Raw genomic sequence first — 13,236 nt, 5'->3', positions numbered from 1 at the left:
CCGGGGGCTGCCGCAGTGAAATCGGAGAATGCCCCGCGGAACTGCTCACCGGTGGGGTCGGTGGGCGGGTCCTGCATCGGCAGGTCCGGAGGCGGGAAAGTGTTGGCCACGGAAGCACAGTAAAGGAGCGGACATAAGAGGTCACAACGGAACTATCACCATCGGGTATCGCACTCTGACACGCGAGGTCAGCCCCGGATGATCGAAACCGCGGCCACATGGGCGACTGCGCTACGCTTGACACGCGTGCCGCCACCCTGCACTGCGTCACCTGCACTGGGCCACCCCGTACTTGGGGCATCCGTCTCACAGCTCGGCGCGTGAGAGCGCGCAGGCGAGGGCTGCCCCGATCGTACGACAGGGGTTGCCCGGGCGGGCGTCATCAACCCTGATTCTGCCGCCGGGCGAGGAGTGGAAGTGGACGAGCCGGTGTACGACCCGCAGGCGCTGCAGGCCAAGTGGCTGCCGCGGTGGGAGGAGTCGAACCCCTTCGCGGCGGTCGAGGACGCCGCGGACACCAGGCCGCGCAAGTACATGCTCGACATGTTCCCCTACCCCTCCGGCGACCTCCACATGGGACACGGCGAGGTCTTCGCGATCGGCGACGTCGTCGCGCGGTACTGGTTCCAGAAGGGCTACAACGTCCTGCACCCCATCGGGTGGGACTCCTTCGGCCTGCCCGCCGAGAACGCCGCGATCAAGCGCAACGCCCACCCGGCCGAGTGGACGTACGCGAACATCGAGACGCAGGCGAACTCGTTCAAGCGGTACGCGATCTCCTTCGACTGGTCGCGCCGCCTGCACACCAGCGACCCGGAGTACTACCACTGGAACCAGTGGCTGTTCACCCGCTTCTACGAGCGGGGCCTGGCCTACCGCAAGGGCGGCCTGGTCAACTGGTGCCCGCAGGACCAGACCGTGCTGGCGAACGAGCAGGTCGTGGGGGGCAAGTGCGAGCGCTGCGGAGCCGACGTCGTCCGCCGTGAACTGACGCAGTGGTACTTCAAGATCACTGAGTACGCCGACCGGCTGCTCGACGACATGGCGCGGATCGAGGACGGCTGGCCCGAGCGCATCCTCACGATGCAGCGCAACTGGATCGGCCGCTCCACCGGCGCCGACGTCCGGTTCGAGATCGAGGGCCGCGACGAGCCGGTCACCGTCTACACCACCCGCCCCGACACGCTGTACGGCGCGACGTTCTTCGTCGTCGCGGCGGACGCCCCGCTGGCCGAGGAGATCGTCGCCCCCGAGCAGGCCGAGGCGCTGGCCGCCTACCGCGCCGAGGTCGCAAAGCTCTCCGACATCGAGCGGCTGTCCACCGAGAAGGAGAAGACCGGCGTCTTCCTGGGCACCTACGCGGTCAACCCGGTCAGCGGAGAGCGCATCCCGGTCTGGGCCGCCGACTACGTGCTGTCCGACTACGGCCACGGCGCGATCATGGCGGTGCCCGCCCACGACCAGCGCGACCTCGACTTCGCGCGGAAGTTCGGCCTGCCGGTGAAGGTCGTCGTGCACACCGGCCTGGCCGACCCCGGTGAGACCGGTGTCGCCACCCCCGGCGAGGGCACGCTGGTCAACTCCGGCCCGCTCGACGGGCTGACGAAGGCCGAGGCGATCCAGAAGATCATCGAGGTCCTGGAGGAGCGCGGCACCGGCAGGGCAACGGTCAACTACCGCCTGCGCGACTGGCTGCTGTCGCGGCAGCGGTTCTGGGGCACGCCGATCCCGATCATCCACTGCATGGACTGCGGCGAGGTCCCGGTGCCGGACGACCAGCTGCCGGTCACGCTGCCCGACCTGCGCGGCGCGGACCTCCAGCCGAAGGGCGTCTCGCCGCTGGCCGCCGCCACGGACTGGGTCAACGTCTCCTGCCCCAAGTGCGGGGGCCCCGCCCAGCGGGACACCGACACGATGGACACCTTCGTCGACTCGTCGTGGTACTTCCTGCGCTACTGCGACCCGGGCTACACCGACGGCCCGTTCGACGTGGAGAGGGTCCGCGAGTGGGGCCCGATCGACCAGTACGTCGGCGGCGTCGAGCACGCGGTGCTCCACCTGCTGTACGCGCGGTTCTTCACCAAGGTCCTGCACGACATGGGCCTGGTCGGCTTCACCGAGCCCTTCGAGCGCCTGCTCAACCAGGGCCAGGTGATCAACCAGGGCAAGGCGATGTCCAAGACGCTGGGCAACGGCGTGGACCTCGGCCAGCAGATCGACAACTACGGCGTGGACGCCGTCCGGCTGACGATGATCTTCGCCGGGCCGCCGGAGGACGACATCGACTGGGCCGACGTCTCGCCGGCCGCGTCGCAGAAGTTCCTGGCCCGCGCGTTCCGCGTGATGACGGAGGCCGGAGCGGCGTCCGCCCCGGGCACGGGCTTCGCCGGGGGCGACGTCGAACTGCGCAAGGTCACCCACCGGACCATCGACGAGGTCACCCGGCTCATCGACGGCCACCGGTTCAACGTCGCGGTGGCCCGCATGATGGAGCTGACCTCCGCCGCGCGTAAGGCGATCGACGCCGGCCCCGGCGCCGGCGACCCCGCCGTCCGCGAGGCCGCCGAGACCCTGGCGGTCATGCTGTCGCTGGTCGCGCCGTACGTCGCGGAGGAGGGCTGGGAGCGGCTCGGTCACGCGCCGTCGGTCGCGAAGGCGGGCTGGCCGCAGGCCGACCCGGCGCTGCTGGTGCAGGAGTCGGTCACGGCCGTGGTCCAGGTGGCGGGGAAGGTCCGCGATCGGCTGGAGGTGTCCCCGGACATCTCCGAGGCCGACCTGGAGGCGCTGGCCCTGGCGTCGGAGAAGGTCAGGCCCTACCTGGACGGCGCGCCGCGCAAGGTCATCGTGCGGGCGCCGAAGCTCGTCAACATCGTCCCGTGACCGGACGTTGACGATCGGGCAGCTGTCCGGACAAAATTACGCCCGAGCCACAAAACACTCATACAGATGAGGCGTGCGGTCAGGGCATGCCGCGACCACCACCGCTCCGGCGGTGGTCTGGGGTGCGCGCCTGACCGTACGGCTCACCGGTGGCGTGCGCCCCTCGTGGGAGGCACGTCTTGTACAGACGCATTCTCGGCGGGCTGGCGACCGCCGTCGCGATGGCGGCGACCGTGCTCGTCGCCACCGGTTCACCGGCGAACGCGGCCGGCACGGGCACCGGCTACCTGCACACCAGCGGGAACAAGATCGTCGACAGCACCGGAGCCACCGTCCGGCTGACCGGCATCAACTGGTTCGGCATGGAGACCGACAACAAGACCTTCCACGGGCTGTGGGCCAACAACCCGTGGAGGAGCCAGCTCGACCTCATGGCGAACCTGGGCTACAACACGATCCGGGTGCCGTTCTCCGACGACGCGCTGAAGCCGGGCGCGCAGGCGACGAGCGTCAACACCGCATCCAACCCCGATCTCATCGGCCTGTCGCCGCTGCAGATCCTCGACAAGGTCGTGGACTACGCGGGCCAGAAGGGCATGCGGATCATCCTCGACCGGCACCGGCCGACCAGCGCGGGCCAGACCGCGCTGTGGTACACCTCCGGCGTTCCCGAGTCGACCTGGATCGCCGACTGGAAGTCGCTGGCCCAGCACTACGCCGGCAACACCACGGTCATCGGGGCCGACCTGCACAACGAGCCGCACGCCGACGGCACCAACCCGAACGCGACCGGCTCCTGCTGGGGCTGCGGCGACCAGGCGCGCGACTGGCGGCTCGCGGCCGAGCGGGCGGGCAACGCGATCCTGTCCGTGCAGCCCAACTGGCTGATCTTCGTGGAGGGCGTGAGCTGCCCGAGCGGCGGCCTGTCCAACATCTGGGACAACGACACCAGCAACGACGAGGACTGCGGCTGGTGGGGCGGCAACCTCACCAAGGCCGGGCAGTTCCCCGTCCGGCTGAACGTGGCGAACCGGCTCGTCTACTCGCCGCACGAGTACGCCACGTCGGTCTACCACCAGCCGTGGTTCGACGACCCGACGTACCCGGCGAACATGCCGGCCATCTGGGACAAGTACTTCGGCTACCTGTACAAGCAGAACATCGCGCCGATCATGGTGGGCGAGTTCGGCACCACGCTGGCCAGCAACACCGACAAGATCTGGCTCCAGGAGCTCATGAAGTACCTGGGCACCGGGGTGAACGGCATGTCGTTCACCTACTGGTCGTGGAACCCCAACTCGGGTGACACGGGCGGCATCCTGAAGGACGACTGGGCCACGGTCGACCAGGCCAAGCAGAGCATCATCTCGCCGTACCTGATCCCGCCGGTGGGCGGCAGGCCGCAGTCGCCTTCGGCCTCGCCCTCGGCGTCCCCGTCCTCCTCGCCCTCGACCTCTCCCTCGGCGTCACCGTCGGTGTCTCCGTCGGCCTCGCCGTCCGCGTCCCCCAGCGGGAACGGGGGCAAGTCCTGCACCGCCACCTACAAGGTCGTCAACCAGTACAGCGGCGGCTTCCAGGGTGAGGTCACGGTGAAGGCGGGCAGCTCCGCCATCTCCGGCTGGACCGTGAAGTGGGCCTTCCCGAACGGGCAGACCATCAGCCAGCTCTGGAACGGCTCGCTCAGCGCCAGCGGGTCCAACGTCACGGTGACGAACATGTCCTACAACGGGGCGCTCGGTGCCGGGGCGTCCACGGCGTTCGGGTTCAACGCGAGCTGGTCCGGCACCAACGGCGTGCCGTCGCAGGTCACCTGCGCGGCGAGCTGAGCGGGCGGATCACTTCAGCGCGGCGGCGATCCTGGCCAGGATCTCCTCCAGGATCGGCGCCGACGTCGCGAAGTTGAGGCGGGCGAACGTGTCCCCGCCTCCGTAGTTGGGGCCCGGGTTGAGCTTGACCCGGGCCTCCCGCTCGACGAAGGAGGCGGCGTCGGGGATGCCGAAGTCGAGCCACGCGAGATAGGTGGCCTCGGGCATGCGGTACCCCACCCCGGACGGGAGCCGCTCGGCGATGAGCCGGCGGTTGCGGTCCAGGATCGCCAGCACCTCCTCCAGCCACGCGTGGCCGTGCCGCCACGCGGCCACCGTGGCCTCCACGCCGAGGACGCTCGGCGCGCCGTAGATGTGGGCGGGCTGGCGGCCGACCGCGTCCCTGACGCCCCTGGCGCCCAGATGGGCCACCGAGCAGTGCAGCCCGCCCATGTTGAACGCCTTGCTGGCGGAGGTCAGCGTGACCGTACGCTCCGGGAGGATCGTGGCGAACGGGATGTGCCGGGCCGGGGCGTACGTCAGGTCGGCGTGGATCTCGTCGGCGATCACCAGCGTGCCGTGCCGGTCGGCGTACGCGGCGACCGCCTCCAGCTCCTCCCGGGTGAACGACCGGCCCGACGGGTTCTGCGGGTTCACCAGCAGGAGCACCCGTACGGGCTCGCCGGGGACCTCGAACCGGCCCTCGGCCGTCAGCGGCATCGGCACCAGGCGGCGGCCCATCCCCGTGATGGTGACGAGGAAGGGGTCGTAGGCCGGGACGTGCAGCGCCACGGCGTCGCCGGGCTCGGTCATGAGGTGCAGCAGCACCTGGAGGGCCTGGTTGAGGTCGGTGTAGGACCGCACGTGCCCGGGATCGGCGCGCCAGCCGTATCTCGCCTCCATCCGCTCGGCGAACGCCTCCGCCAGCGGCCCGGCGGCCGGCTGGTCCAGCCACTCGGGATAGCCGAGATCCGTGGCCGCGCGTCGCGCGACGGCCTCCCGGACCGCGTCGGGCACCGGGAAGTCCATGTCGGCGACCCAGGCGGGGATGACGTCGGGCGCGGCCAGGGCCCACTTGATCCCGTCACGGGCGCGGGCGGCCTCCAGGGAGAGCGAGTCGAGTTTCACGGGACTCACCCTAATCGCCGGATATCGGTCATCCGGGAAGCAGCCATACCGGCGTCCCGCGGCGGGACGCCGGCACGGGCGTGACTACAGCCGCGTGACTACAGCTTGCGCAGGACGGCCGTGACCTTGCCGAGCACGGTGGCCTCGTCACCGGGGATCGGCTCGTAGTTCGGGTTGTGCGGCACCAGCCACACGTGCCCGTCCTTGCGCTTGAACGTCTTCACGGTGGCCTCGCCGTCGATCATCGCCGCGACGATGTCGCCGTTGTCGGCCACCGGCTGCTGCCGCACCACGACCCAGTCTCCGTCGGCGATGGCGGCCTCGATCATCGAGTCGCCGGAGACCTGGAGCAGGAACAGCGTGCCCTCGCCGACAAGCTGCTTGGGGAGCGCGAACACGTCCTCGATGCTCTGCTCGGCGAGGATGGGGCCACCGGCGGCGATGCGGCCGACCAGCGGCACGTACGCCGCGGTGGGCCGGTTGAAGCCGCTCTCCTCCTCGGCGGCGTCCGGGTCCACCCACAGGACCGGCTCACCGGGGAGCCTGACCTCCAGCGCCCGGGGGCGGTGCGGGTCCCGGCGGAGGTAGCCCTTACGCTGGAGCGCCGTGAGCTGGTGCGACACGCTGGAGGTGCTGGTCAGCTGGACAGCCTCCCCGATCTCCCGCATGGACGGCGGATAGCCGCGCTGCTGGACCGAGTCGCGGATCACCTCGAGGATCTTCCGCTGCCTGGGGGTGAGGCCAAGCGAGTCACGCCGACGAACCGCGAGGTCGCCGACGCCATTCGCCTGCTCACTTCGGTCACTCACGATGCCACCTCTCAATCCGTGTTCCTCATGTCGCACAGAGCGACCGTACCGCGATTCAAGATCAGCGTCAAACAATTGTTCGATATCCAGCGAAATCGCCGATCTCGCCGTTCTCCTCATCGTACGGGAGTTCGATCGATCCCGTGTTCGATTTACCCGATCTTCTCGGCCGGTCGTACGCCCAGCTCAGAAGGAATGGGGAAATCGGGGCGCGAAAAAGCCGTACGGCCTATTCCTTCGTGCCCGGGGCAGGGGAGGCGGGTGGGACGGATGGGGCGACACGCCCGCCGAGCAGGAACTTCCCCCGCCACGCCCGGTTCGACTTGCGTTCAAGGACGGGCACTTCTACCGTTGGACCCCAACATCTAGTAGTCACAGCGGTGTAAGTTCACTACACCTTGTGTTCGGGATGGGCGTTCAGGGAGGCGATGAAGTGCACTGTCCGTTCTGTCGCCACCCGGACACACGGGTCGTGGACAGCCGCGCAGCCGAGGACGGCGCGGCCATCCGCCGCCGCCGCACCTGCCCCGAATGCGGGCGCAGGTTCACCACGCAGGAGACCGTCCTGCTGATGGTGAGCAAACGCAGCGGGGTCACCGAGCCGTTCTCCCGGGAGAAGGTCGTCGCGGGCGTACGGCGCGCCTGTCAGGGACGCCCGGTCGGCGAGGACTCCCTCGCCCAGCTCGGGCAGCGCGTGGAGGAGACCATCCGGGCCACCGGCGCCGCGGAGATCGCCTCGCACGAGGTGGGGCTGGCCATCCTGGGCCCGCTCCGCGACCTGGACGAGGTGGCGTACCTGCGGTTCGCGTCGGTCTACCGGAGCTTCGAGACGCTGGCGGACTTCGAAGCGGAGATCGAGCGGCTCAGGGCGGCCCACGGCGGCGGGGAGTAGCCGCCGGCGCCGGCGGGCGGGGCGAGGAGCGAGCCGTGCGGCGCGACGATGAGGGTGTAACGAGCGTGGTCGGAAAGAGGGGCTCCATCGGGCCCCGGGAGGGGGAAGTCATGACGGAGACCGTGAGCGGCACAGCGGCGGGTGCGGGAGGCCGGGGAGCGAAGCGTCCGCGCAGGGGCCTGAAGATGAAGCGCATCTTCACCACGCCGGGCGTCCACCCGTACGACGAGGTCCGCTGGGAGCGGCGCGACGTCGTGATGACCAACTGGCGCGACGGCTCGGTCAACTTCGAGCAGCACGGCGTGGAGTTCCCCGCCTCCTGGTCGGTCAACGCGGCCAACATCGTGACCACCAAGTACTTCCGGGGCGCGGTGGGCACCCCGCAGCGCGAGTCGAGCCTGCGGCAGCTCGTCGACCGGGTGGTGGGCGTCTACACCAGGACCGGCGTCGAGAACGGCTACTTCGCCTCCGACGAGGACGCGGAGATCTTCGACCACGAGCTCAAGCACGCCCTGATCCACCAGGTCTTCAGCTTCAACTCCCCGGTCTGGTTCAACGTCGGCACCCGCTCCCCCCAGCAGGTGAGCGCGTGTTTCATCCTCGCCGTGGACGACACGATGGAGTCGATCCTCGACTGGTACAAGGAAGAGGGCGTGATCTTCAAGGGCGGCTCGGGCTCGGGGGTCAACCTCTCCCGGATCCGCTCGTCCAAGGAGCTCCTGTCCAGCGGCGGCACGGCCAGCGGCCCGGTCTCCTTCATGCGCGGCGCCGACGCGTCCGCCGGGACCATCAAGTCGGGCGGCGCCACCCGCAGGGCGGCGAAGATGGTCGTCCTCGACGTGGACCACCCCGACATCGAGGAGTTCATCGAGACCAAGGCGCGCGAGGAGGACAAGGTCCGCGCGCTGCGCGACGCCGGGTTCGACATGGACCTCGGCGGCAAGGACATCGTGTCCGTCCAGTACCAGAACGCCAACAACTCGGTCCGCGTCTCGGACGAGTTCATGCGCGCCGTGGAGGCCGGGTCGAACTTCGGCCTGCGGGCCCGGCTGACGGGCGAGGTCATCGAGGAGGTGGAGTCCCGGTCGCTGTTCCGCAAGATGGCGCAGGCCGCCTGGGAGTGCGCCGACCCGGGCGTGCAGTACGACGACACGATCAACGACTGGCACACCTGCCCGGAGACCGGGCGCATCACGGCGAGCAACCCCTGCTCGGAGTACGTCCACCTGGACAACTCCTCGTGCAACCTCGCCTCGATCAACCTGCTGAAGTTCCTGCGCGACGACGACAGCTTCGACGTCGCGAACTTCGTGAAGATCACCGAGCTGATCATCACGGCGATGGACATCTCCATCACCTTCGCCGACTTCCCGACGCGGAAGATCGCCGAGACCACCCGGGCGTACCGGCAGCTCGGCATCGGCTACGCCAACCTGGGCGCGCTGCTGATGGCGACCGGCCACGCGTACGACTCCGACGGGGGCCGGGCGATCGCCGCGGGCATCACCTCGCTGATGACCGCCGTCTCCTACCGCCGCTCGGCCGAGCTCGCCGGGATCGTCGGCCCGTACGACGGCTACCAGCGCAACGCGGAGCCGCACAAGCGGGTCATGCGCAAGCACGCCGCGGCCAACGACAATCTGCGCACCCTCGACGACATGGACAAGGGCCTGCACGCCGAGGCCACCCGGCAGTGGCAGGAATGCCTCCGCACCGGTGAGAAGAACGGTTACCGGAACGCGCAGGCCTCGCTGCTGGCGCCCACGGGAACCATCGGGCTCATGATGGACTGCGACACCACCGGCATCGAGCCCGACCTGGCGCTGGTCAAGTTCAAGAAGCTCGTCGGCGGCGGCTCCATGCAGATCGTCAACCAGACGATCCCGCGCGCGCTGCGCCGGCTCGGCTACCTGGAGGAGCAGGTCGAGGCGATCGTCGAGTACATCGCCGAGCACGGTCACGTCGTGGACGCCCCCGGCCTGCGGCCGGAGCACTACGAGGTGTTCGACTGCGCGATGGGGGAGCGGGCCATCGCCCCGATGGGCCACGTCCGGATGATGGCGGCGGTCCAGCCGTTCCTGTCCGGCGCGATCTCCAAGACCGTGAACCTGCCCGAGGCGGCCACGGTCGACGACATCGAGCAGGTCTACCTGGAGGGCTGGCGGCTCGGCCTCAAGGCGCTGGCCGTCTACCGCGACAACTGCAAGGTCGGCCAGCCGCTGTCGATCGCGAAGAAGACCTCCGAGGACGCCTCCGAGGAAGCGGCTCCGGAGTCGAAGGAGCCGGTCGTCCAGGTCGTGGAGGTCGCGCGGCCGACCCGGCGGCGGATGCCGAACCAGCGGCCCAGCACCACCACCCGCTTCACGGTGGGCGGGGCCAAGGGCTACATGACCGCCTCGTCCTACCCCGACGACGGCCTGGGCGAGGTCTTCCTCAAGATGTCCAAGCAGGGCAGCACGCTCGCGGGGGTCATGGACGCCTTCTCGGTGGCCATCTCGATCGGCCTCCAGTACGGCGTGCCGCTGGACACGTACGTGCAGAAGTTCGTCAACATGCGGTTCGAGCCCGCCGGCATGACCGACGACCCGGACGTCCGGATGGCGCAGTCCGTGATGGACTACATCTTCCGGCGGCTCGCGCTCGACTACCTGCCGTACGAGGACAGGGCGGCCCTGGGCATCTTCTCCGCCTCCGAGCGGGCCGCGCAGCAGCGCGGGGAGGACCCGGCCGCGATCCAGGACGTCGACACGGCCGCACTGGCCCAGTCGGCGCCCATCGAGAAGCGTGCCGACGCGCCGGCCGAGAACCACGTGGAGCAGCCGGTGGCGGCGCCCGAGCCGCGCCGGGCCGGGGCCTCGCTGGAGAGCCACCAGGGCCGTACGGCGGACGCGCCGCTGTGCATGACCTGCGGCACGAAGATGCGCCCGGCCGGAAGCTGCTACGTCTGCGAGGGCTGCGGCAGCACCAGCGGCTGCAGCTGACCTACGGTTCGAACCCCGTGAGCGAAGGGGGCCGGCGGACTCGCCGGTCCCCTTGGCGCGTGCCGGAGAGGACCGGACGCCCTCCGGCGGGGAATGACACCGGTGGTTCCCGTGTTGCCGCAGCCATGGTCATCGGATTCATCGGCAGCGGGAAGATCGGCGGCACCCTGGCGAAGCTGGCGGTCGACGCCGGCCACTCAGTGGTGCTGAGCAACTCCCGCGGGCCCCAGACGCTCACCGAACTCGTGGCCCGGCTCGGCCCGGACGCGCGCGCCGCCACCCCGGCCGAGGCCGCGGAGGCGGGCGACATCGTCGTCGTCACCATCCCCTTCGGGCGGTACCGGGAGGTCCCGGCCGAGCCGCTGAAGGGCAAGACGGTGATCGACACGAACAACTACTACTTCGAGCGGGACGGCCGTTTCCCCGAGATCGACTCGGACGAGACCAGTGACAGCGAGGTGCTCGCCGCGCATCTGCCGGAGGCCCGCGTCGTGAAGGCCTTCAACTCCATCGCCCATGTTCACCTGGCCGAGCAGGGTCTGCCCGCCGGCGCGGAGAACCGGCGGGCGCTGCCCATCGCGGGTGACGACGCCGAGGCCAAGCGGCAGGTCGCCGAGCTCATCGACTCCTTCGGCTTCGACGTGGTCGACGCGGGCCCGCTCGCGGAGGGACGCCGCTTCCAGCGGGACAAGCCCGCCTACGGCCCCCGTCTCACCGTCGCCGAGCTGCGCGACGCCCTCGCGCGAGGCTGACGGATCAGGCAGGGGCGACCGTCTGGCGGGTGCCGGTCTCGGCGGAGCGGCGGATCGCGTCGAGCAGGCCGTGCAGGCGCAGGCCGTGCGCGAAGTCCGGCACCCTCCCTCCGCCGGTGCGGAGGTCGGCGGCGAGAGCGGCGTAGAGCCCGGCGACGTTGCGCGCGTCCCCCGCCGCCTCGGGCACCGGGACGTACTCCTCGGGAACGGGCAGCTCCTTCCACGCGCCCCCCGCCGTCCCGTGCAGGCGCAGCTCGCCGATCTGCACGCCGTACGGGCTGCCGGGGCCGGTGGACACGAGCGCGAGGTCGCCCTCGGTGCCGGAGATCTCGATCCGTGTGCCCGGCTCGGTGACCTTGCCGCTGTGGAGGTGCAGGGAGACCGCGGCGCCGCTCGTCATGGTCGCCGAGAGCAGGAGCTGGTCGGGGGTGTCGGCCTCGATCGTCTCGCCGCTGTCCTCGATCGTGTACTGCGGGCGCTGGACGGAGAGGGTGGCGGACAGGGAGGCGACGCCGCCCAGAAGGTGCTCCACGACGTCGAGCGTGTGCCCGCCCACGACCTCCAGCAGGCCGGCCGCGCCGGCGCGGGTGACGGTGTACGCCGACCAGGACGGCAGCCTGCCGTTCGCGCCCTTGCCGACCGCCGAGTGGACGTTCACCGAGGTGACCCGGCCCACCGCGCCGTCCCGGAGCAGGTCGCGGGCGTACGTCACGGCGGGGGCGAACCGGCCCTGCAGCCCGAGCGCGTGCCGTACGCCGGCCGCGCGTGCCTGGTCGAGCAGGTCGCGCGCCTCGGTGGTCGTCCGGGCGAGCGGCCACTCGCACAGCACGTGGGTGCCGGCCTCCAGGGCGGCGCCGACGAGCTCCGCGTGCCGGGGGACCCTGACCGTGACGACGACGAGGTCCACCTCGGGATGCGCGGCCAGGGCCCGGGGATCGGTGAACGCGTGCGCGGCGCCGAACCTGCGCGCGGCCTCCCGGGCGCTGTCCTCCCGGCTGGTCGCCACGGCCGTGATCTCGTAATCCGGCAGCGTCCGCAGTGCCGGGACGTGCGCGCGCACCGCCCAGCCGCGCTCGGGGTTGGCGCCGACGATGCCCACACGGATACTGCTCATTTCCCGCCTCCACCCAATAAGCGGACCTCTGTCGTCCGGTTACGACCAAGCATAACCGGACGCACCGAGTCCGGTTGGTAGGCTGCGGTCATGAGCAGTCGGGACGGAGCGGTCGGCGCCCTGCTGGCGGCGGAGCAGGGGCGGACGCCACGTGCCGACGCGCGGCGCAACATGGAGCGGCTCGTGGAGGCCGCCCGGGCGGCGGTGGCCGAGATAGGAGTCGAGGTCACGGCGCACGAGATCGCCCGCAGGGCCGGTGTGGGCATCGGTACCTTCTACCGGCGCGTGTCCTCCCGCGAGGCGCTGCTGGAGGCGGTCCTCGACGAGGTGTTCGCGGAGATGGCCGACCTGGCCGCGAACGCCGCCGCCGATCCCGACCCCTGGCACGGATTCGAGACCTTCGCCGTCGCGTACGTGCGGCTGCGCGCGGAGAGCTGCGGTATCCGCGAGGCCGTCGGCGGCGCGTGCGGGCCGAACCTCTACCCGGTCCTCGGCCGAATCCAGGAAAGCGTGCGGCTTCTGGTGGAGCGCGCGCAGGAGGCGGGGGTGATGCGGAGCGACGTGGCCTGGCAGGACGTGCCGTTCCTGCTGGCGGCCGTGGCGACCGGCCCGCGCACACTCAGGCTCCGGGCCGGGGACGAGCAGTGGGGCCGGAACCTGCGCGTCGTGCTCGACGGGCTCCGTGCGCCGCGGTCGCAGGGGTTGCCGGGGACGCCGCCCGCCTGACGTTGTCGTAGATCCGCTCGTCGGCGATGCCGACGAGATCGACGTGGGCGCGATTGCGACCGCTCCCTGAAGACACCCTCCGCCCCGGTGGGCGTTGCCACGGCGAGGACGGTACCGGCAAGGCGATGATCTGCTTTCCGCCGGCAGGT

The 13,236-nt window shown here is 70.5% G+C and carries 9 protein-coding genes; 6 read left to right on the top strand and 3 right to left on the bottom strand.

The genetic code is table 11. From position 1 onward, the window contains the following. Nucleotides 1-417 precede the first annotated feature (417 nt). Nucleotides 418-2,880 (top strand): leucine--tRNA ligase, encoded by a 2,463-nt coding sequence (gene leuS, locus HHX33_RS23805; RefSeq protein WP_182876566.1) that lies wholly within the window; start codon nt 418-420, stop codon nt 2,878-2,880. A 179-nt stretch (nt 2,881-3,059) separates the two neighbouring features. After that, a complete protein-coding gene (locus HHX33_RS36420) occupies nt 3,060-4,706 on the top strand; it encodes a cellulase family glycosylhydrolase (RefSeq protein WP_259402804.1) in 1,647 nt (548 codons plus the stop codon). A gap of 9 nt (nt 4,707-4,715) precedes the next feature. Here the strand turns inward: HHX33_RS36420 and HHX33_RS23795 are convergent, their stop codons facing one another. Then, nucleotides 4,716-5,813, bottom strand: coding sequence for a MalY/PatB family protein (locus HHX33_RS23795; RefSeq protein ID WP_310741496.1), 1,098 nt, complete (start codon nt 5,811-5,813; stop codon nt 4,716-4,718). 98 nt (nt 5,814-5,911) lie between these two features. After that, nucleotides 5,912-6,625: a transcriptional repressor LexA gene (gene lexA, locus HHX33_RS23790; protein WP_373868689.1), complete on the bottom strand. Its 714-nt coding sequence runs from the start codon at nt 6,623-6,625 to the stop codon at nt 5,912-5,914. A gap of 430 nt (nt 6,626-7,055) precedes the next feature. Between lexA and nrdR the strand changes: the two genes are divergently transcribed. From nrdR to HHX33_RS23775, 3 genes are all read left to right on the top strand, one after another. Further along, complete coding sequence (gene nrdR / locus HHX33_RS23785; protein ID WP_111697938.1) at nt 7,056-7,514, top strand: transcriptional regulator NrdR; 459 nt, start codon at nt 7,056-7,058, stop codon at nt 7,512-7,514. 110 nt (nt 7,515-7,624) lie between these two features. Beyond that, nucleotides 7,625-10,495 (top strand): vitamin B12-dependent ribonucleotide reductase, encoded by a 2,871-nt coding sequence (locus tag HHX33_RS23780; protein ID WP_182876565.1) that lies wholly within the window; start codon nt 7,625-7,627, stop codon nt 10,493-10,495. Nucleotides 10,496-10,620: 125 nt separating this feature from the next. Continuing rightward, entirely contained in the window at nt 10,621-11,247 is a 627-nt protein-coding gene (locus HHX33_RS23775; RefSeq protein ID WP_111697940.1) for an NADPH-dependent F420 reductase, read from the top strand. A gap of 4 nt (nt 11,248-11,251) precedes the next feature. Here HHX33_RS23775 and HHX33_RS23770 read toward each other — a convergent pair whose 3' ends face one another. Continuing rightward, nucleotides 11,252-12,361 (bottom strand): Gfo/Idh/MocA family protein, encoded by a 1,110-nt coding sequence (locus HHX33_RS23770; RefSeq protein WP_182876564.1) that lies wholly within the window; start codon nt 12,359-12,361, stop codon nt 11,252-11,254. A 90-nt stretch (nt 12,362-12,451) separates the two neighbouring features. Between HHX33_RS23770 and HHX33_RS23765 the strand changes: the two genes are divergently transcribed. After that, the gene (locus tag HHX33_RS23765) at nt 12,452-13,087 is read left to right on the top strand and encodes a TetR/AcrR family transcriptional regulator (RefSeq protein ID WP_182876563.1); all 636 of its coding nucleotides are present in this window, start codon (nt 12,452-12,454) and stop codon (nt 13,085-13,087) included. Nucleotides 13,088-13,236 lie beyond the last annotated feature (149 nt).

This window comes from Microbispora sp. H10670 (genome assembly GCF_014161385.1).
Lineage (GTDB): Bacteria > Actinomycetota > Actinomycetes > Streptosporangiales > Streptosporangiaceae > Microbispora > Microbispora triticiradicis.
This window is presented reverse-complemented; position numbering and strand designations above follow the sequence as displayed.

What these genes read in the sequence shown, in the direction of transcription:
- HHX33_RS23780 (WP_182876565.1), top strand. Translation starts at nt 7,625, where the DNA reads ATGACGGAGACCGTGAGCGGCACAGCGGCGGGTGCGGGAGGCCGGGGA.
- HHX33_RS23775 (WP_111697940.1), top strand. Translation starts at nt 10,621, where the DNA reads ATGGTCATCGGATTCATCGGCAGCGGGAAGATCGGCGGCACCCTGGCG.
- HHX33_RS23770 (WP_182876564.1), bottom strand. Translation starts at nt 12,361, where the DNA reads ATGAGCAGTATCCGTGTGGGCATCGTCGGCGCCAACCCCGAGCGCGGC.
- HHX33_RS23765 (WP_182876563.1), top strand. Translation starts at nt 12,452, where the DNA reads ATGAGCAGTCGGGACGGAGCGGTCGGCGCCCTGCTGGCGGCGGAGCAG.